19 protein-coding genes are annotated in these 19,420 nt (G+C 74.1%); 4 read left to right on the top strand and 15 right to left on the bottom strand.

Going from position 1 to position 19,420, the window contains the following annotated elements; genetic code table 11:
- The first annotated feature begins 8 nt into the window (after positions 1 to 8).
- Genes ABEB00_RS10115 through ABEB00_RS10105 form a run of 3 tightly spaced genes read left to right on the top strand, consistent with a single transcriptional unit; the run spans position 9 to position 3,038 of the window.
- Positions 9 to 992 carry a Bug family tripartite tricarboxylate transporter substrate binding protein gene (locus tag ABEB00_RS10115; protein ID WP_345618891.1) on the top strand — a complete coding sequence of 328 codons (984 nt, stop codon included), beginning with the start codon at positions 9 to 11 and terminating at the stop codon, positions 990 to 992.
- Positions 989 to 1,522: a tripartite tricarboxylate transporter TctB family protein gene (locus ABEB00_RS10110; protein ID WP_345618890.1), complete on the top strand. Its 534-nt coding sequence runs from the start codon at positions 989 to 991 to the stop codon at positions 1,520 to 1,522. Before ABEB00_RS10115 ends, ABEB00_RS10110 begins: the two co-directional genes overlap by 4 nt.
- Before the next feature lies 1 nt (position 1,523).
- Complete coding sequence (locus tag ABEB00_RS10105; RefSeq protein ID WP_345618889.1) at positions 1,524 to 3,038, top strand: tripartite tricarboxylate transporter permease; 1,515 nt, start codon at positions 1,524 to 1,526, stop codon at positions 3,036 to 3,038.
- On the opposite strand, the gene ABEB00_RS10100 is transcribed toward ABEB00_RS10105, so the two are convergent.
- The 5 genes from ABEB00_RS10100 to ABEB00_RS10080 all read right to left on the bottom strand — a co-directional run bounded on the left by ABEB00_RS10100 (position 3,035) and on the right by ABEB00_RS10080 (position 6,977).
- Positions 3,035 to 3,538 carry an SRPBCC domain-containing protein gene (locus ABEB00_RS10100; protein WP_345618888.1) on the bottom strand — a complete coding sequence of 168 codons (504 nt, stop codon included), beginning with the start codon at positions 3,536 to 3,538 and terminating at the stop codon, positions 3,035 to 3,037. The genes ABEB00_RS10105 and ABEB00_RS10100 overlap by 4 nt on opposite strands.
- A gap of 62 nt (positions 3,539 to 3,600) precedes the next feature.
- Positions 3,601 to 4,293: an alpha/beta fold hydrolase gene (locus ABEB00_RS10095; RefSeq protein WP_345618887.1), complete on the bottom strand. Its 693-nt coding sequence runs from the start codon at positions 4,291 to 4,293 to the stop codon at positions 3,601 to 3,603.
- A gap of 73 nt (positions 4,294 to 4,366) precedes the next feature.
- On the bottom strand, positions 4,367 to 4,807 hold the full coding sequence (locus ABEB00_RS10090; RefSeq protein ID WP_345618886.1) for a type II 3-dehydroquinate dehydratase: 441 nt from the start codon (positions 4,805 to 4,807) through the stop codon (positions 4,367 to 4,369).
- A 9-nt stretch (positions 4,808 to 4,816) separates the two neighbouring features.
- Positions 4,817 to 6,169: a cation:proton antiporter gene (locus ABEB00_RS10085; protein WP_345618885.1), complete on the bottom strand. Its 1,353-nt coding sequence runs from the start codon at positions 6,167 to 6,169 to the stop codon at positions 4,817 to 4,819.
- Positions 6,170 to 6,203: 34 nt separating this feature from the next.
- Entirely contained in the window at positions 6,204 to 6,977 is a 774-nt protein-coding gene (locus ABEB00_RS10080; protein WP_345618884.1) for a thioesterase II family protein, read from the bottom strand.
- Between the two features lie 207 nt (positions 6,978 to 7,184).
- On the opposite strand from ABEB00_RS10080, the gene mhpA reads away from it, so the two are divergent.
- The gene (mhpA, locus tag ABEB00_RS10075) at positions 7,185 to 8,846 is read left to right on the top strand and encodes a bifunctional 3-(3-hydroxy-phenyl)propionate/3-hydroxycinnamic acid hydroxylase MhpA (protein ID WP_345618883.1); all 1,662 of its coding nucleotides are present in this window, start codon (positions 7,185 to 7,187) and stop codon (positions 8,844 to 8,846) included.
- A gap of 15 nt (positions 8,847 to 8,861) precedes the next feature.
- On the opposite strand, the gene ABEB00_RS10070 is transcribed toward mhpA, so the two are convergent.
- The 10 genes from ABEB00_RS10070 to ABEB00_RS10025 form a co-directional block, all read right to left on the bottom strand.
- Positions 8,862 to 9,782 carry an ROK family protein gene (locus tag ABEB00_RS10070; RefSeq protein ID WP_345618882.1) on the bottom strand — a complete coding sequence of 307 codons (921 nt, stop codon included), beginning with the start codon at positions 9,780 to 9,782 and terminating at the stop codon, positions 8,862 to 8,864.
- A gap of 2 nt (positions 9,783 to 9,784) precedes the next feature.
- The gene (locus tag ABEB00_RS10065) at positions 9,785 to 10,480 is read right to left on the bottom strand and encodes an HAD-IA family hydrolase (protein ID WP_345618881.1); all 696 of its coding nucleotides are present in this window, start codon (positions 10,478 to 10,480) and stop codon (positions 9,785 to 9,787) included.
- A gap of 7 nt (positions 10,481 to 10,487) precedes the next feature.
- Positions 10,488 to 11,582, bottom strand: coding sequence for a Gfo/Idh/MocA family protein (locus ABEB00_RS10060; RefSeq protein ID WP_345618880.1), 1,095 nt, complete (start codon positions 11,580 to 11,582; stop codon positions 10,488 to 10,490).
- A complete protein-coding gene (gene rifK / locus ABEB00_RS10055; protein WP_345618879.1) occupies positions 11,579 to 12,739 on the bottom strand; it encodes a 3-amino-5-hydroxybenzoate synthase in 1,161 nt (386 codons plus the stop codon). Before rifK ends, ABEB00_RS10060 begins: the two co-directional genes overlap by 4 nt.
- Positions 12,740 to 12,921: 182 nt before the next feature.
- Complete coding sequence (locus tag ABEB00_RS10050; RefSeq protein WP_345618878.1) at positions 12,922 to 13,764, bottom strand: shikimate dehydrogenase family protein; 843 nt, start codon at positions 13,762 to 13,764, stop codon at positions 12,922 to 12,924.
- The gene (locus ABEB00_RS10045; RefSeq protein ID WP_345618877.1) at positions 13,761 to 15,179 is read right to left on the bottom strand and encodes a 3-deoxy-7-phosphoheptulonate synthase; all 1,419 of its coding nucleotides are present in this window, start codon (positions 15,177 to 15,179) and stop codon (positions 13,761 to 13,763) included. Before ABEB00_RS10045 ends, ABEB00_RS10050 begins: the two co-directional genes overlap by 4 nt.
- A complete protein-coding gene (locus ABEB00_RS10040; protein WP_345618875.1) occupies positions 15,176 to 16,252 on the bottom strand; it encodes a 3-dehydroquinate synthase family protein in 1,077 nt (358 codons plus the stop codon). The genes ABEB00_RS10045 and ABEB00_RS10040 overlap by 4 nt, the downstream gene beginning before the upstream one ends.
- Positions 16,253 to 16,356: 104 nt before the next feature.
- A complete protein-coding gene (locus ABEB00_RS10035; protein ID WP_345618873.1) occupies positions 16,357 to 17,700 on the bottom strand; it encodes an NAD(P)/FAD-dependent oxidoreductase in 1,344 nt (447 codons plus the stop codon).
- A 56-nt stretch (positions 17,701 to 17,756) separates the two neighbouring features.
- Positions 17,757 to 18,596: an arylamine N-acetyltransferase gene (locus tag ABEB00_RS10030; protein ID WP_345618872.1), complete on the bottom strand. Its 840-nt coding sequence runs from the start codon at positions 18,594 to 18,596 to the stop codon at positions 17,757 to 17,759.
- Between the two features lie 43 nt (positions 18,597 to 18,639).
- Positions 18,640 to 19,420 (bottom strand): beta-ketoacyl reductase (locus ABEB00_RS10025; protein WP_345618871.1); only part of this gene is annotated, 781 nt, incomplete at its 5' end.

Here is a 19,420-nt window from a genome sequence, read left to right as displayed (position 1 = left end):
TGGCATCCGTGCGTCTGCGCACCCCCCTCGCCCTGCTGGGGGCCGCCGTGCTCGTGCTCGTGGGCCCGCCGCTGCTGGACACCGGCGGTGGCTCCGCGACCGGCACCCAGATCCCGGGCCTGCGCCTGATGGTCCCCAACACCCCCGGCGGCGGCTACGACATCACCGCCCGCACCGCCGCGAAGGACGCCGAGGAGGCCGGACTCACCCACAACGTGGAGGTGTTCAACCTGCCCGGCGCCGGCGGCACGGTCGGCCTGAGCCGGCTGGTGAGCGAGCACGGCAACGGCAGGCTCGCCATGTCGATGGGCCTCGGCGTGGTCGGCGCGGTCCGGTCCAACGACGCGCCCAGGACCCTCGCCGACACCACGCCGATCGCCCGGCTCACCGAGGAGCAGGACGTGGTGGTGGTCGCGAAGGACTCGCCGTACCGGACCGTCGAGGAGCTGGTCCGCGCCTGGCAGCGGGACCCGGGCAAGCTGCCGGTGGGCGGCGGTTCGTCACCGGGCGGCCCCGACCACCTCGCGCCGATGCTGATGGCACGGGCCGCGGGGATCGCGCCGAAGGCGGTCAACTACGTCCCGTTCGACGGCGGCGGCGAACTGCTCGCCTCGATCCTCGGCGGCAAGGTCGCGTTCGGTGTCTCCGGGGTCGGCGAGTACCTCGACCAGATCAGGGCGGGCGAGCTGCGGCTGCTCGCGGTCACCGGCCCCGAGCGGGTGACCGGCCTGGCCGCGCCCACGCTGAGGGAGTCGGGTTACGACGTGGAGTTCACCAACTGGCGCGGCGTCGTCGCCCCGCCCGGCCTGTCGGACGCCGAGCGGGACAAACTGCTGCGGCTGGTGGAGGAGTTGCACGACTCGCCCGAGTGGCGGACGTCGATGGAGCGCAACGGCTGGGACGACGCCTTCCTCACCGGAGCGGAGTTCGGCGCCTTCCTCCGGGCGCAGGACGAGCGGGTGCGGTCCGTACTGAAGGAGCTGGGACTGTGACCACCCCCGCGGACCCGTCCGCCGCACCCGCCGGGCGACGCGCCTGGCTGCGCGACCACTCCGAACTCGGCGTCTGCGGCATGCTGCTGGCGCTCGGCGTGCTCGTGCTGACCGACGCGCTCACCATGGACGTCGACCTCACCCAGCGCGGCCCCGTGGGCCCGCGGACCGTGCCGCTCGTCGTCGGCGCCGGGCTGCTCGTGGTCGCCGCCGCCCTCGCCGTGGACGTGCTGCGCGGCGGCCGGGGCCACGCCGAGGGCGGCGAGGACGTCGACCTGTCCGAACCCGCCGACTGGCGTACGGTCCTGCTGCTCACCGGCGTCTTCCTGGGCGCGGCCGTCCTCATCGAGCCGGCCGGTTTCCCGGTCGCCGGGGCGCTGCTGTTCTGGGGCGCCGCCTTCGCGCTGGGCAGCCGCCGCCTCGACCGCGATCCGCTGATCGCCGCCGTGCTGTCCTTCGTCACCTACGCCGTCTTCGACAAGCTGCTCGGTGTCCCGCTCCCCGGCGGCCCGCTGATGGGAGCGCTCTGACATGGACGCCCTGCACTCGCTGCTGGACGGCTTCGGTACCGCCCTCTCCCCGCTCAACCTGCTGTGGGCCGCCGTCGGTGTGCTGCTGGGCACGGCGATCGGCGTGCTCCCCGGCATCGGCCCGGCGATGGCGGTCGCGCTGCTGCTGCCGGTGACGTACGGCCTGGACCCGGTCGCCGCGTTCATCATGTTCGCGGGCATCTACTACGGCGCGATGTTCGGCGGCTCCACCACCTCCATCCTGCTCAACACGCCCGGCGAGAGCGCGGCGGTGGTGGCGGCGCTGGAGGGCAACCCGATGGCCAAGGCGGGGCGCGGCGCGCAGGCGCTGGCGGCGGCCGCCGCGGGCCACTTCGCGGGCGGTCTGATCGGCACGGTCCTGCTGGTGGCGCTCGCGCCGACGGTGGCCGACCTGGCGGTGGACATCGGCGCGCCGGACTACTTCGCCCTGATGGTGCTGGCGTTCATCGCCGTGACGTCGGTGCTGGGCTCGTCGCGGGTGCGGGGGCTGGCGTCCCTGCTGATCGGGCTGACCATCGGCCTGGTGGGCCTGGACCAGATGACCGGCCAGCAGCGGCTGACCTTCGGCTCGCTGCAACTGGCCGACGGCGTCGACGTGGTGATCGTCGCGGTCGGTCTGTTCGCGATCGGCGAGGCGCTGTGGGTGGCGGCGCATCTGCGGCGCGGGGCGGCCGAGCCGATCCCGGTGGGCCGGCCGTGGCTGGACCGCGCGGACCTGCGCCGCACCTGGAAGCCGTGGCTGCGGGGCCCGCTGATCGGGTTCCCGTTCGGCGCGATCCCGGCGGGCGGCGCGGAGATCCCGACCTTCCTGTCGTACGTCACCGAGAAACGGCTCTCGAAGCACAAGGACGAGTGGGGCAAGGGCGCCATCGAGGGCGTCGCCGGACCGGAGTCGGCGGCGTCCGCCTCGGCGGCGGGGACGCTGGTGTCCATGCTGACCCTGGGACTGCCGACGACGGCGGTCGCCGCGGTGATGCTGGCCGCCTTCCAGCAGTACGGCATCCAGCCCGGCCCGTTGCTCTTCGAACGGGAACCGGAACTGGTGTGGGGCCTGATCGCCTCGCTGTTCGTCGGCATGGTGCTGCTGCTCGCCCTCAACCTGCCGCTGGCCCCGCTGTGGGCGCGGCTGCTGCGCATCCCGCGGCCGTACCTGTACGCGGGCATCCTGTTCTTCGCCGCGGTCGGGGCGTACGCGGTCGGCGGCGAGGTCGTCGACCTGGTGATCCTGCTCGTCATCGGCCTGCTCGGCTTCGGCATGCGGCGCTACGGGCTGCCGGTGCTGCCCGCCGTGATCGGCGTCATCCTCGGTCCGGGCGCCGAGCAGCAGTTGCGGCGCGCCCTGCAGATCAGCGACGGAAGTGTCACGGGCCTGGTGGACACGCCGTTCGCGGTGACGGTGTACGCGGTGATCGTGGTGCTGCTGGCCTGGCCGCTGCTGCGGCGGCCGGCGCGGCGGCTGAGGGGGCGGGGGCGCGCCCCGCGGGAGGGGGCTTAGCGGAGCAGGCCGAGGTGGCGTTCGGGGTTGACCACCGTGGACAGGCCGTTGAGCCGCAGGCGGGTGCCGCCGCGGAGGTGGGCGATGTCCCGGGTGCCGTCTCCGGTGGGCACGAGCCAGGTGTACTGCTCGGTCCAGGTGAGGCGGGAACCGGCGGGCTCGTCGTCCAGTTCGACGGTGACGAGGGAGATCCAGCGGACGCTGCCGTCGACCTCGGCCTCGTAGACGTACACGATCCGGGTGTCCGGCACGATGTCCAGGAACCGGGAGCGGTAGGCGAGGCGTTCCTCGGTGTCACCGGAGACGAAGACGTTGCGGGCGGTCTCGGCGCCGCCGACCCGGAAGTCCAGGGTGTGCTCGGCGGTGGCGGACCCGCCGGGCAGCCGGGACCAGCGGCTCTTCAGGGACGGTTCGGCGAAGCCGCGGAAGACCTCTGCCCGTGCCACCGAGAAGGCCAGTTCGAGCGAGAACGAGCCGTGCAGCACGGGGGGTACGTCCATTGGATCAACCTAGCACGGGGCGGTGGGCCGGCCGCTCGCGCGCCCGCGGCCGGGGCCGGCCGTCAGAGCCAGCCGTCCAGGGACTTCAGGAAGCCGTCGAGGTCGTCGCGGTGGACGCAGTGGCCGGTGTCCGGCACGTACACCACCTCGAAGCCGCGGGCGCGCAGCCGGCCGGCCAGTTCGTCCGGTACGAGGTGGTGGTCGCCGGCGCCCTGGACGAGTGAGGGCACTTCGGCGCGGCTGGGGATCAGGTCCCGGTCGCTGCGCAGCCACTCGATGGCCCGGACGTCCCAGCGGGCGTATCCGGCCAGCTCCGCCTCGATGTCCTCGGGCTGCCAGCGGGGGCAGAGCCGCCCGATGCTCTCGGCGGTGGCCGACTTGGTGGCCCGCGCGAACTCCCGTACCTCCTCGACCGAGGTGGCGCCGAGTTTCCACGCCGGGTCGCTGTAGACGACCCGGGCCGGACGCAGGCCGGGCAGCGCGAGGGCGAGCACGGGGGCGGCGAAGGAGTGGGCGAGGGCCAGGTCGACACCGGCCGGGACCGACTCCACCAGGTCCGCCGCGAGCAGTTCGGGCGTGTACTCGTCGGCGTGCGGGCTGTCCCCGTGGCCGCGCAGGTCCGGCATGATCACGCGGTGGCCGCGCTCGGCGAGGGCGGGCGCCACCCGGCGCCAGGTGTCCGCCGACGACATCACGCCGTGGACGAGCAGCACCGTCCGGTCGCCGTCGCCGACCTCGTGCGTTGCGAGCTTCATGATCGGTGGCGTCCTTTCGGGACCCGGTTCGGGACACGGTCGCGGTGCGGCACGGGGGCCGGTCCGGTGGTGGTCAGCGTTCTGCCCCGGCCAGTTCCAGCAGCGCCTTCGCGGCCAGCGGATAGCCCAGGGAGCCCAGGCCGACGACGACGCCGGAGGCCAGCGGGGCGATCACGGACTCGTGCCGGAACTGCTCCCGGGCCCACACGTTGCTCAGGTGCACCTCGATCCAGGGCCGCGGGTAGGCGGCGAGGGAGTCGCGCAGGCTCCAGCCGGCCATCATCAGCGCCCCGGGGTTGACGATGGCGCCGACGGTGTCGTGGTGCCGGTTGATGTCGCGCACCAGGTCGCCCTCGCAGTCGTGCTGGAGGGAGAGCACCTCCCAGCCCGCGCCGCTCACCTCGGCGGCGACGGCCTTCTCGATGTCGGCGAGGGTGTCGGTGCCGTAGATCTCCGGCTCGCGGCGGCCCAGGATGCCGAGGTTGGGGCCGTTCAGCAGGAGCAGGGTCTTCATGGGGTCACCTCACTGTTCGGCGCGCCGGGCCGCCCGGGGTGCGGCGGGGTCCGGGCGGTTGGCGAAGTCGGCGTCCTTCAGTGCGAGTTCGGCGTCGGCGAGTTCCTCGGCGCGGGTCACCGCGAGGCGCAGGACGGGCGGTGTCATCAGCGAGGTCACGATCGCGACGAGGATGATGATGGTGTAGGAGTCGGTGTCCAGGACGCCCAGGCGCAGGCCGGTCATGGCCACGACGACCTCGACCACGCCCCGGCAGTTCATGCCGGCCCCGAGGGCGAGCGCCTCCCAGCGGTTGAGGCGGCTGAGCCGGGCGCCGAGGAAGGCGCCGGAGAACTTGCCGATGACGGCGACGGCGAGCACGGCGAGCGCCGCGGCGAGGACGTCCAGGTGGCGCAGGCCGGTGAGGTCCATCCGCAGTCCGGCGGTGGCGAAGAACAACGGGGCCAGGAAGGCCAGGACGGTGGTCTTCAGCGGTTCCAGCTTCTCCCGGTCCAGGTCCTTGCTGGTGCCCACCAGCACACCGACGACGAAGGCGCCGAAGATCGCCTCCAGTTCCATGGCCTGGGTGGCCGCGGCCCCGAACAGGACGAGGATCACGACCGTCATGATGGTGGGCGCGGGGCCCGCGGCCCGGCCCGCCCGGCGCAGCGCGGCACCCACCAGCGGGCGGCCGATCAGCACGGCGAACAGCACGACCCCGACCGGGTAGAGCACGGCGGTCACCACGACGCCCGTGGTCAGTCCGGCGGTGGCCATCGCGGAGACCACGGACAGCAGGAACCAGCCGACGATGTCGTCCACGACACCGGCCGACAGGATCAACTGGCCGATGTCGCGGTGGAGCAGGTTCATGTCGAGGAGGGTCTTGGCGATCACCGGGATGGCGGTGACGCACATCGCCACGCCGAGGAAGAACGCGAAGACCGTGGCGTCGACGCCGTCCGGCAGCAGGATGCCGCTCAGCGCGAACCCGGTGGCGATGCCGAGGCCGAGCGGCAGCACCAGGCCGGCGATGCTGACCCGGGCCGCGGTGACGCCGCGTTTGCGGACCAGGCCGAAATTCAGCTCGGCGCCGGTGACTCCGACCAGGAGCAGCACCCCGAGCTGGCCGGTGGCGTCGAGCATGTGCATCTGCTCCGGCTGTCCGGGCAGCAGCCAGTCGGAGAAGCCGGGCAGCACGTGCTGGAGCAGGGACGGGCCGAGCAGCACGCCCGCGCACAGCTCGCCCACGACCGCGGGCATCCGGAACCGCTCGGCGAGCCGGCCCAGGACGAGGGCGAACAGGAGCAGGAAGGCGAGTTGGAGGAGAAAGACCAGGAGCGAGTGCGGGGCCATGGTCGGCACCGGGGCGGCGAGCGTCACGGGCTCTTCCCTAGTCGGTAGCGGTTCGGTGGGGTCAGCGAGCGGTGTCGGCGCCCTGGCCGGTCAGACTGCCGGCCAGCAGCGCGAGCACCTCGGCGCTCCGCTCGACGTGGAAGAAGTGACCGCCCTGGAAGACCCGCAGGTCGGTCGGCCCGGTGGTGTGTTCCTCCCAGGCGCGTGCCTCGTCGAGCGTGGTGCGCGGGTCGGCGTCGCCGGTGAGCACGGTCACCGGGCAGTCGAGCAGCCGGGCGGGGTCGTGCCGGTAGCTTTCGATGGCGGTGTAGTCGCTGCGGATCGCCGGCAGGAACATCGCCAGCACCTCGGGGTCGGCGAGGATCGCCTGGTTGGGGCCGCTGAGGGCGCGCAGTTCGGCGAGCACCTCCTCGTCGGTGGCCGCGTGCAGGTGCTCGTCGCGGTACCGGGAGGGGGCACGCCGGCCGGAGGCGAACAGCCGTACCGGGGCGGGCAGCCCGGCCTCGCGCATGCGCAGGGCCACCTCGTAGGCGAGGACGGCGCCCATGCTGTGCCCGAACAGGGCGAGCGGCCGGTCGTCCAGGTGGCTGAGGGCCGCGAAGATCTGGTCGGCGTAGTCGGTGATGTTGTCGATGCCGGCTTCGTGCCGGCGGGTCTGCCGTCCCGGGTACTGGACGGCCAGGACCTCCACCTCGGGTGCGAGGGCGGTGGCGACCGGGAAGAAGAAGCTCGCCGAACCGCCGGCGTGCGGCAGGCAGACGAGCCGTACCGTGCTGTCCGGCGAGGGGCGGAAGACGCTGACCCACGTCTCGAACTGTGCCGTTGCTCCAGGCATGCCGAAGGGCTCGCTTTCACGTCGGAAATCCGCGGGGATCAGCGTCTGGTGCGGGACTTCGGCAGCGTAGGCCGAGCCGTCTCGGGGCCGGTATCCCTCAACCTGATAGCGCTCGGGCGGAACCCGGCCGGAACGTGTCACCGGGCCGTACGCTCACCCGAGTCACCCGAGCAGCGCCCGCCACCGGGCCGCACCGAGGGGGTTTCCATGTCCGATGGGTCACCGGCCGGCGCGCCGGCATCCACCACCGCGCCGGCGTCCGATGTGACGGATGTGCTGGTCGTCGGGTACGGGCCGGTCGGCTCGGTGCTGTCCGTGCTGCTCGCGCAGCGCGGCTGGCGGGTGACGGTCCTCGAACGCCGGCGGCGGCCGTACACCCTGCCCCGGGCGACGAGTTTCGACGGGGAGACGGCCCGGCTGCTGGCCGGTGCGGGCATCGGCGGGGAGCTGGGCCGGATCACCGAGCCGGGCACCGGCTACCAGTGGCGCACGGCGGACGGGAGGACGCTGCTGGACATCGGGTTCACCACCGAGGGCCGGTACGGCTGGCCCGACGCCAACACCATGCACCAGCCCGCGCTGGAGGAACTGCTCGCCGCCCGCGCCGCGGAGCTGCCGGGCATCACGGTGCTGCGTGACAGCCGGGTCGTGGACCTCGCCGACGGCCCCGCCGGAGTGACGGTGACCGCCGAGGACGACGAGGGCGTGGCGCGGACGTTCCGGGCCCGCTGGGTGGTCGGCTGCGACGGCGCCAACAGCTTCGTACGGGACCGGATGGGTGTCTCCGTCACCGATCTGGGGTTCTCCTACGAGTGGCTGCTGTGCGATGTGGAGCTGCGGGAGCCGCGCGCGTTCGTACCGACCAACGTGCAGCTCTGCGACCCGGCCCGGCCCACCACGCTGGTCGGCAGCGGGCCGGGGCACCGGCGCTGGGAGTTCATGCGGCTGCCCGGTGAGCGGGCGGCCGAGCTGAACCGGGAGGAGACCGCGTGGCGGCTGCTCGCGCCGTTCGGCGTCACCCCGGACACGGCCCGGCTGCTGCGCAGCACCACGTACATCTTCCAGGCCCGGTGGGCCGACGAGTGGCGGGCGGGGCATGTGCTGCTGGCCGGGGACGCCGCCCATCTGATGCCGCCGTTCGCGGGGCAGGGCATGTGCTCGGGCGTCCGGGACGTGGTCGGCCTGGCGTGGCGGCTGGACCTGGTGCTGCGCGGGCGGGCCGCCGACGCGCTGCTCGACACCTACACCGAGGAGCGCAAGGCGCAGGTCCGCGAGTCGATCCTGGCGTCGGTGCAGTTGGGGCGGCTGATCTGTGTGACGGACCCGGCGGCCGCGGCGGAGCGCGACGCGACGGTGCTGGCCAACCAGCGCGGCCGTGGGCCGGGCCGGCCGGACCCGGCGCTGCCGGTCACCCGCGGTCTGCTGCACCGCCCGGAGGGCGCCGACCCGGACACCCGGGTGCCGCCGGCCGGCGAGGTGCTGCCGCACGGCCGGCTGCTCCCGCTGTCCGGCGGTGCGCCGCTGGACGATCCGGTGCGGCGCGGCTTCGTCCTGTTCGCCAAGTCCGAGGCGGAGCTGGGCCTCACCCCCGAGCGGCTGTCGTTCCTGCGGGACGCCGGCGCGGAGGTGGTCCGGCTGTGGCCGGCCGGCACCTCGCCCGACGGCACGGGCGACCTGGCCGACGCGGTGGACGCCGACGGGGTGCTGCGCGGTTTCCTCGACCGGTACGGCGCGACCGCCCTGCTGGTCCGCCCCGACTACCACGTCTTCGGTACGGCGGCTGCCGCGGCCGGGGTGGCCGCCCTCGTGGACGACCTGCGCACCCGCCTGACCGCCCCGGCCCCGGCACCGGCGGGCCGCGCCGGCTGAAGCGGGCGGGGCGGGTCAGAGCCGGTGGGCGAGGAGTACGGCGCCCCGCAGGGACGACAGGGCGCCCAGCCGGGCCGGGCCGACGGGCGGGGTGGGGTGGCCGGGGCGGGCGAGGGTGGTGAGGTGGGCGGTGACGGTGACCAGGAGGTCCGGGACGCCCGCGGCGAACCCGCCGCCCAGCAGGACCCGTTCGGGGTGCACGAGTTCACCGACGCCCGTGATGGCGGTCGCCAGGGCGCGGGCCGTGCGGTCCAGGGCGGCGACCGCCCAGGGCAGGCGGTCGCGCACGCCCGCCCGCAGTGCGTCGAAGGTGACCGGGGCGCCGCGCAGCACGGCGGCGTGGGCGAGGGTGGCCGGTCCGGACGCGGTGGCCTGGAGGCACCCCCGGCGCCCGCACACGCACGCGGGGCCGTCCTGGTCGATCACCAGGTGGCCGATCTCGAAGGAGCCCCGGCCGGGGCCGGGGCACAGGGCGCCGCCCAGCACCAGGCCGCCGCCGATGCCGGTGCCCACTCCCAGGTAGAGCAGGTCGGGGCAGTCCGCCGCGTCCGCCTCGGCGAGGGCGCCGAGGTCGCCGTCGTCCGCCCAGGCGACCGCCGCGCCGGGGAACAGGGCGCGCAGGGCGGGACCGAGGGCGAGCCCGGCCCAGGCGGGGCGGCTGGGCCAGGCGGTGACCCGTTCGTCGGGGCCGACGGTGGCGGGCATGGCCACGCCGACGGCCCGGACGTCGCTGAGTGCGGGGAACGCCGCCAGGTGCGCGGCGAGCGCGGCCAGGTCGCGGTCGGCGTCCCGGTGCGGGCCCCAGACGAAGGACGACTCCTCGATCCGGCCGTCGGCGCTCTCCGCGCGCAGGGCGACCTTGGTGCCGCCGACGTCGATGCCGAGCCGGCCCGCCCCCGGGGCGGCGCCGGGCGGCCGGTCCCGGGGGGCGGACACGCTCAGTGGCCCGGTACGGCCGGGCACAGGGCGAGCAGGTCGGCGGGGCGGCGCAGGACCGCGTCGGGTCCGGCGGCGAGCAGTTCCTCCTCGTCGGGGCCGACCCACAGGGCGGCGGCACCGGCGACGCCGGCGCCCTGGGCGCTGGCCAGGTCGGTGGGCGCGTCGCCGATCATGATGGCCTGCTCGGGCGGCGCGTCCAGCAGTTCCAGGGCGCGCCGCACGATGTCGGGCGCGGGCTTGGGCCGGGCCACCTCGTCGGAGCCGATGACGTGCGCGAAGAACGGCAGCAGGCCCAGTCCGTCCAGCAGTGAGCGGGCCCGGTCCCCGGCCTTGCCGGTGGCCACGGCCAGCCGCAGGCCGCGCACCCGCAGGGTCAGCAGGAGTTCGAGGACCCCGTCGAAGACCTCCACCCGGTGGGCGAGCCGGTAGCTCTCGCGGACGAAGGGCTCCTCCATCTCCCGCGGCAGCCCCATGATCCGCATGATGTCGGGGAAGTAGCGGCCCTGGTGGCGCACATACTCCTCGAACGGGGCCGGGCCGTCGCCGACGACCTCCGCGTAGGCGACCGCGAAGGCCTCCCGCATGACCGCGAAGCTGTCGACGAGCACCCCGTCCAGGTCGAAGACGACCACCCGCGGCGGTGTCGTGAGCAGGCCGGCCGGGGCGACGGGCAGGTCGGTCGAGTGGACTGTCATGGCGTCCTCATCTGCTGGTGGTCTGCTCGTACACGGGCTCGCCCGGTTCCTCCCGGTCGGCCCGGGCGGACTCGTAGAGGCGCTCCATGAGCCGTACGGTGGTCCGGGCCTCGGCGATGGCCCGGCCCCGCCCGGCCGGGTCGGCGAGCAGGGCCGGCAGGCCGTCCAACTGCCGCCCGTACTCGGCGCCGACGGGTTCGGCGGGTACCGGCAGCAGGCGGGTGGTGCCCTCGCTGGTGAGGGTCAGCACGGACTCGGGCTGCCGGTTGGGGCTGAAGCCGAACGTGCAGCGCAGTTCGGCGGTGCCGGTACTGCCCACGATCCGGATCAGGGAGAGGTCCGTCGCCTCGTGCGACGCCCAACTGGTGTGCAGCGACACGGAGATGCCGTCCTCGCGGAGCAGGAAGCCGCGGGCGGTGTCCTCCACGTCGCCGGTGCGGGCGGCGGCGGGCCGCTCGCGCCGCCAGGCCGCGGACCAGGCCCCGGCGTTGAGGAAGTCGTCCGAGGTGGCGCCGACGGCCTGACCGACCGGGGACGGTCCGACCAGCGCGGTCAGGGTGTCCATGAGATGCCAGCCGAGGTCGACCAGGGCACCGCCGCCGGCCTCGCTGCGCCGGGTGAACCAGCCGCCCGCCCGCGGCACCCCGCGGGCCCGCACCCAGGCCAGGTCGACGTGGCGTACCCGGCCCAGCTCGGGCCGGAGCGCGGCCAGCGCGCGCACGTCGGCGCGGTGCCGGGCGGCGCTGCCCGCCAGCAGCACACCGCCGTCCCGCTCGGCCGCGGCCAGCCGGTCGGCCTCGGCGCCGGACAGGCACACCGGCTTCTCCAGGAAGACGGAGACGCCCCGGCCGAGCAGCGCGGCGGCGACCGCGGTGTGCAGGTGGTTGGGTACGGCGACGACGGCGAGGTCGACGGACCGGGCGTCGAGCGCGTCCGGTCCGGCGTGCGCGGGGATGCCCGTCGCCGCGGCGACGGCCGCCCGCGCCTCGGGGTCGGGGTCGACGGCGGCGACCAGGTCGAAGTCCGGGTGGGCCCGCAGCCGGGGCAGCCACAGCTCCCGCCCCGCCCAGCCGAGCCCCACCACGGCGGCCCGCACGCTCATACGGCGGCCACTGCGTCCGCGATGATCTCGGCCGTGATCTCCAGGTTCCGCTCGTCGGCGAGGAGCACCCGGTGGTGCAGCCACACGCAGTCGGCGCTGACGGCCTCGGAGTTCGGGCAGCGCTCGGCGATCTGCCGCACGCTCTCGTCGGGGGCGCCGATCTCCCAGAAGGCGTCGGTGCGGTAGACCGCGCGGAACGCGGTGAAGGCGGGCAGCCCGGCGTCGACCAGCCGGTCCACCAGGGCGTTGCGGTCCGCCTCGGAGATGCCGGGAATCCGGAACATCGCCATGTAGTGCGTGTTCTGGTCGGCGCGGACGTCACCGCCCTGCGGTACGACGCCCTCGATGTCGCCGAGCAGCCGGGACAGCAGCGCCCACCGCCGGTCGCGCAGTTCGGTCTGGGCGGGCAGGCGGCGCAGTTGGGCGCGGAGCACGGAGGCGGAGAACTCGTTGAGCCGCATGTTGGTGCCGGCCACCTGGTGCAGGTAGTGGCGGTCGGTGCGCGGGCGGCCGCAACTGTGCCGCAGGAACGCCGACTCGTACAGGTCGCTCTCGGGGAAGAGCAGGGCGCCGCCCTCGCCGGCGGTCATCAGCTTGCCGTTCTGGAAGGAGAACGCGGCGACCGAGCCGAGTTCGCCGACCCGCTTGCCCTGCCAGCGGGCGCCCTGGGCGTGGGCGGCGTCTTGCAGGACCGGTACGCCGGTGTCGGCGGAGAGCTTGCCGAGGGCGTCCATGTCGGCCATCAGACCGGCCATGTGCACGGGCATGACCGCCCGGGTGCGCGGGGTGATCGCGGCGGCCGCGGCGGCGACGTCGATGTTGTACGTGTCCGGGTCGATGTCGACGGGGACGGCGACCGCGCCGATGCGCTGGGCGGCCTGCGAGGAGGAGATGAAGGTGAAGGCGGGCACGATGACCTCGGTGCCCGGGCCGACGCCCATGACCTGGAGGGCGAGTTCGAGGGCGTGGGTGCCGTTGGTGACGGCCAGGGCGTGCGGGGCGCCGTGGAAGTCGGCGAACTCCTCCTCGAAGGTGGCGACTTCCGTGCCGCCCATGCGCCACCACTGGCCCTGTTCGAGGGCCCGGATCAGTCCGGTCCGCTCGGCGTCGTCGTACTGGGGCCAGGTGGGGAATTCCGGTGCCGGTCGCGCGTTCATGGTTCTCCAAATCTCCGTCGGGAACGGGCTGGGCGAAAACGAGCGTGCGAGGTGGAAGGGGGTGACGGCGCCGGTCCGGACGGTTCGCGCGATGCTGGCCGTCCTCAGACTAGGACGCGGCGCGCCTGGCCTCCCATCCCCCGGTCTGGTAGTGCGGGGTGTCGCGGCGTGGAGTGCGGGGGTCAGGGCGCGCGCAGGCCGAAGAAGGCGCGGTAGGAGTCGAGTTGGCCGGTGAGCATGTGGTGGCCGTGGTGCGCGTGCAGGCCCTGTGCGGCGGCCTCGCGCAGCAGCCGGGTGGCGCGGGGTTTCATGATGATGTCGGCGACGACGGCGCCGGGTGGCAGCGCGTCGGGTGCGAAGGGCAGGGGGTCGTCGGGGCGCAGGCCGAGCGGGGTGGCGTTGACGGCGATGTCGCTGTCGCTCAGGGGTGGTCGTCCGGCGGCCCGGACGCGGCCCGGCCAGTGGACGGCCAGCCGGTCGACGAGTGCGGTCAGCCGCGGGGTGTCGGGGTCGGTGAGGGTCAGCCGGTGCACGCCCGCGTCGAGCAGGGCCGCCGCGATGGCGCTGCCTGCTCCGCCCGCGCCGACCAGCGTCACGCGGGCCCCGTTCGGCCGGTGACCGGCCCGGACCAGGCCCGACACGAAGCCGGAGCCGTCGAAGTTCTCCGCGAGCCAGGAGCCGTCGGGTTCGCGGCGCAGCGCGTTGGCGCTGCCGGTGATCTCGACGGTGGGGCTGCGCCGGTCGGCCAGCAGGGCGGCGGCCGCCTTGTGCGGGACGGTGACGAAGAGGCCGTCGAGGTTGCCGACGCGCTGGAGTCCCCGGACGGCCGTCTCCAGGTCGGCGGGGCGGACGTGTGCGGGGACGAGCACGGCGTCGATGCCGAGGCGGGCGAAGAGCGGGTTGAGCAGTCCGGGTGACTGGACCTGGTCCACCGGGTCGCCGAGGACGGCGTAGAGCCGGGTGGTCCCGCCGATCAGGGCCTGGGGCGGGGTGCCGGCGGGGGCCGGCTGTCGGGGTTCGGTCATCGTGGTGCCTCCGTGCCGCGGGTCGTCCCGGCCGCGAACAGCTCCGCGACGGTGAGGGCGAGTCCCATGGACTGTTCGGCGTTGAGGCGGGGATCGCAGGCGGTGCGGTAGCGGGCGGGCAGGTCCGCCTCGGACAGGCCGCTGGGGCCGCCGGTGCACTCGGTGACGTCCTCGCCGGTCGCCTCCAGGTGCAGGCCCCCGGGATGGGTGCCGAGCGCCCGGTGGACCTCCAGGAAGCCGGTGATCTCGTCGAGGATGTCCTCGTAGCGGCGGGTCTTGTGACCGGACGCGGTGGTGCGGGAGTTGCCGTGCATGGGGTCGCACTGCCAGATCACCTGGCGGCCGGAGGCGGTGACCTTCTCCACGATCGGCGGGAGCACCTCGCGCACCCGGTCGTGTCCCATCCGGCTGATCAGGGTGAGCCGGCCGGGCACGCCGTGCGGGTCCAGGCGGCGTACGTACTCCACGGCCTGTTCCGGGGTCGTGCCGGGGCCGATCTTCACGCCGACGGGGTTGGTCAGCAGTTCGGCGAAGGCGAGGTGGGCGCCGTCGGGTGCCCGGGTGCGTTCCCCGATCCACAGGAAGTGGGCGAGTCCGCTGGACAGTGCGGGTTCGGGGCCCTCGGTGTCGATCCACAGCAGGGTGCGTTCGTAGTCGAGGAGCAGGGCCTCGTGGCTGGTCCAGATCTCGCCGAGCCGCGGGGCGGGGGCGCCGACGCCGGTCATGAAGCGCAGTCCGCGGCCGATCTCCGCGACCCGTGCCGTGTGCCGGAGACCGCCCGGCGCGGTGCTGACGAAACGCCGGTTCTCCTCGTGCAGGGCCTGCGCGTCGGCGAGGTCGCCGCGGGCGAGCCGGCGGACCACGGCCATCGCCTCCCGGGCGTGCTGGTGGGCGCGCGCCATGCGTTCCGGGTCGGGGGTGCGGGCCGCGCGGTCCGGCTCCCCGGAGTTGATGATGTCGCCCCGGTAGGCGGGCAGCCCGTCGGCGCCGACGGCCGCGGAGCGGGGTTTGGCGTACTGTCCGGCGGCCCGGGCCACCGTGACCACGGGCAGGCCCGCGGCGTGGGTGAGGACGAGCGCCATCCGCCGGAGCAGTCCGAGGTTGGCCCGCAGGTGGGGCTCGGTGGTGTCGGCGAAGGTCTCCGCGCAGTCACCGGACTGCAGCAGGAGGGCCTCGCCGCGGGCGACGGCTCCGAGCCGGTCGAGCAGCCGCCGGGTCTCGGCGGGGGTGACGAGGGGCTCGCCGGCGGCGAGCCCGCGCACCACCGCCCGGGCCCGGTCCGGGTCCGGCCAGTCCGGCTGCTGGGCGGCGGGCCTGGCCAGGGCCACTTCGAGCCGGTCGGCGAGGACCCGCTCGACCGCCCGCCGCCGGGTCCGTCCCGGGGTGCCGGGCGGCCAGCGTGGTGAGTACGTCATGTCACCGCCGCCCGGGTTCCCGGTGTCCCGGCGGGGGCACCGGCGCGGAGCCGGTCGAGGGGGGCGCGCTCCATCCGGGCCAGGGCCTCGGCGACGGCCGGTTCGGGCACGCCGGCGACGAGTTCGGCGCCGGCCGGGCCGTCCAGGACGAAGGTGAGGCCCGAGCGGGCCTTCTTGTCCCGGCGCATCAGCTCGATCAGCGTGCCGGGCTCGGCGTCGTCGGGCAGTGCGGTGGGCAGGCCGTAGGAGGCGACCACCTGCCGGTGTTCGCGTACCCGGTCGGGCGGGATCCGGCCGAGGGTGCCGGCCAGCAGGCCCGCGAAGACGGTGCCGACGGCGACGCCCTCGCCGTGCCGCAGGGCGAAGCCGGTGGCCGCCTCCAGGGCGTGGCCGAGGGTGTGGCCGTAGTTGAGCAGGTGCCGGGGTCCGGTGTCGCGTTCGTCGGCGGAGACGATGCCCGCCTTGAGCGTCACACTGGCCGCGATCTGCTCGGCGAGCGGCAGCCCGTGCAGGCCGGGCGCGCCGATGAAGTGGCAGCGGGCGATCTCCCCGAGGCCGTTGCGCAGTTCGCGATCCGGCAGCGTGGTCAGGTAGTCGGTGTCGCACAGGACGGCGGCGGGCTGCCAGTAGGCGCCCACCAGGTTCTTGCCCTCGGGCAGGTTGACGGCGGTCTTGCCGCCGACGCTGGCGTCGACCTGGGCGAGCAGGGTGGTCGGCAGGTGCACGACGGGCACCCCGCGGTGGTAGAGCGAGGCGGCGAGGCCGACGACGTCGGTGGTGGTGCCGCCGCCGACGGAGACGACGGCGTCGGAGCGGGTCAGCCCGAACCGCACGAACGCGGCGCACAGGGCCTCCACGGTGGCGAGGTTCTTGTCGGGTTCCCCGTCCCGGGCGGGCAGCAGCAGCGTCTGCGCTCCGGTGTCGGGCACCCACTCGGCGGGGCGGGCCGAGACCACCGCGACGCGCCGGGCGCCGAGCCGCTCGATGATTCCGGGCAGGGCGGAGCGTACGCCGGGGCCGATGAGTACCTCGTAGGACCGGTCGTCGAAGCGCACCGGGACTCTTGTTGTCACTTCCGCTTCACCTTGTTCGGTTGCGCGCGGGCTCGGTCGGTCGCCCGGAGCCCGGCCGGCGGTGGCACACCGTGGCCGGGCTCCGTGGCTGACGCCCCGGGGGGCTACTGGCCGGCGGTCACCCGGCGGACGCGGGACTCGGCGCGCTCCTTGCGGTCCTGCTCGTCCAGGTGCGGGTAGGACGGGCAGCCGAAGACCCGCTGGAACGGGGCGAAGGTGTCCCATTCGGGGCGCCGGCGCATCTCCTGGGCGACCGCGTTGTGCTCGCTCCAGAAGTCGCCGCCGATCAGCCGGATCATGTAGCGCTCCAGCGCGTCGCGGTCGGTGGTGCGGCCGGCGTCGGCGGCGGCGGCGACCAGTTCGCCGTCGTAGAAGGCGTGGATGAGCCGGATGTAGGTGTCGTAGCCGGTCTTGAAGAAGTTGGCGTACTCGTCGAGCAGCCGGTCGGCGTTCTCCGGGGTGTTCAGGGCTTCGCTGAGGGTGTCGGCGGCGCGGACCGCGGTGGCCGAGGCGACGAGGACACCACCGGAGAACATGGGGTCGCCGAAGCAGCCGGCGTCGCCGACCATGACCCAGCCGGGACCGGTGACGGTGTCGGTGTGGTAGCAGTAGTCGGCCTCGACCTTGAGGTCCATGATCGGCCGGGTGCCGGTGAGGCGGGTGGTGATCCGCGGTATCCGGGCCCGGTGCTCCTCGAACACCGCCTCGGGGGTGGAGGCGCGGAAGACGTCGCGGGGCATCACGGTGCCGACGCTGATGACGTCCTTGGACAGCGGGATGGCCCACACCCAGCCGTCGGCGTGCGCGCCGACCTGGATGTCGCCCTCGATGCCGGGGTTGTGCTCCTCGTCCAGGCCCTCGTAGTGCCGGAACACCGCGACCATGCGGAGCTTCTCCAGCGTCTTGCGCAGCCCGAACTTGTTGGCGATGCGGCCGGAGCGCCCGCTGGCGTCGATCACGTACCGCGAGCGGACCTCGTGCTCGTCGCCGTCCTTGGTGTAGCGGACGCCGGCCATGCGGTCGCCCTCCATCAGCAGTTCGCCGACGGCGGCGCCGAGGTGCACCTCGGCGCCGGCCTTGCCGGCCTGCTCCACGAGCATGCCGTCGAACTTGGCCCGCTCGACCTGGAACGCGCGGTCGTACCGGCCCTCGCCCTGCTTGCCGAAGTCGGCGCGGAAGACGCCGGAGAAGAACTTCGTCTCGGTGGGGTCGATGAACTCACCGCCGGTCTTCGGGACATAGCCCTGGGTCTCGACCGCCTCCCGGATCCCGATCCGGTCGAACAGGCCCATCATGTACGGCAGCAGTGACTCGCCGATGTGGAAGCGCGGGTACTCGTCGCGCTCCAGGAGCACCACCGAGTGCCCCCGCTTGGCCAGCAGGTAGGCGCTCACCGCGCCGGCCGGTCCCCCGCCGATGACGACGACGTCGACTGATTTCTGGCCCATGGAATGTCCTTCCGGTTGTGTGCTGGTGACGTGGGTTCGGTCGCTCGGGCGCCCGGTCACGCGAGGTCGGCCGGGTCGAGGTCGCCGGTGCGGATGGCGGCGACGAGCCTGCGGTGTTCCTGGTCGTCCACGACGGTGCGGACGTGTTCGCGGCCGTCCCGGACGACCAGGTACCGGTGTCCCTTGAGCACGGCCTGGCCGTTGTCGAAGGACCGGCCGCACAGGATGCCCTGGCTGTCGTCCGCGGCGGCGGAGGCGGTGGCGTGGTGGGCGCGGGCCCGGTCCTCCAGTTCCTTCCAGTCGTGCCACTGGCGGGCCCGCAGCCGGAACGTGTAGACGGTGCCCCACCGGGTGACGCGGCCGCGCCGCTGCAGGGCGATCGGGGCATCGGCCTCGCCGCCCCCGGTGCCCTCGCCGTCCGCGTCGCTTCCGCGGACGAGCCGGTACTGGCAGCCGTACTGGGTCTGCACCTCGTCGCCGACCCGCAGCGGTTCGAGGTACGACGGTCCGGGGTAGCCGACGTCGACGAGCCACTCCTCGCCGTCGAGGACGGCCCGGATGAACATGTGCTCGATCTCGGTGCCGAAGTTCTCCCGCCCCTCGGCGGTGCTCGCGGCCAGCAGGGACACCTCGTAGCCCAGTTCGGTCAGGAGCCGGAAGAAGAGCCGGTTGAGCTGGAAGCAGGTGCCGCCCACTCCCTCCATGACGCCGGTGCGGAACGTCTCGTCCTCGTCGATGTCCACGAGGTGGACGCCGTCGGCGAAGCCCTGGCCCGCGACGTTGTACGGCAGGGTCATCAGGTGTCGTTTGTGCAGGGTGCGCAGGGTGTCGAGGTCGGGGCCGGGTCGCTGCCCGGTCCAGCCGAGGCGTTGGAGGTAGGCATCCACGTCGAACATGCGGTCAACTGCTCCCTTCGGGTCGGCGCGGTGGGTGGACGCCTCAGACGGACAGGGCCACGGGCCCGGTCACGTCCTCGCCGTACATGCGCTCGGTCAGGTGGGCGACGATCAGCGCGGGGGTCGGATGGTCGAAGACGAGGCCCGCGCCGAGCCGGGTGCCGGTCAGGTCGCTGATGCGGTTGCGCAGTTCCAGTGCGGTCAGTGAGTCGAAGCCGATCTCGAACAGGCCCTGGTCGGTGTCGATCTGGTGGGTGGCGGCGTAGCCGAGGACGACGGCGATCTGGGTGCGCACCAGTTCCAGCAGGGTTTCGGTCCGCTCCCCCGCCGGCAGCTCGGCCAGGCGTTGGGCCAGCAGGCGCCGTTCGTCGCCGGTGACGGCGACCCGTGCGGACTGCCGGCCCGGACGGACGAGTCCGCGCAGCAGCGGCGGCACGGTGGCCCCGGCGCTCGCGTCGGCCCGCAGCCCCCGCAGGTCGATCCTGGCCGGCACCAGCAGGGTCCGGTCGCTGTCCAGCGCCGCGTCGAACAGCCGCATGCCCTCTTCGGGACCGAGGGCGAGGACGCCGCCGCGGCGGCTGAGCCGGCCGCGGACGAGTTCGTCGGCGCCGGCCGCCATGCCGGTGGTCTGCTCCCACAGTCCCCACGCGAGGGACTGCGCCGGGAACCCCGCCGCCCGACGCCGCGCCAGCAACCCGTCCATGCACGCGTTCGCCGCCCCGTAACTCCCCGTACCCGCCCCGAGGAACACCCCCGACACCGACGAATACGCCACGAACACGTCGAGATCCGGTACGAGTTCACGCGTCAGCTCATCCAGATGC

This window comes from Streptomyces ziwulingensis, from assembly GCF_039542605.1.
GTDB classification, from domain to species: Bacteria; Actinomycetota; Actinomycetes; order Streptomycetales; family Streptomycetaceae; genus Streptomyces; species Streptomyces ziwulingensis.
Note: the sequence above shows the minus strand (reverse complement) of the source record. Positions and strands in the feature narration are given on the sequence as shown.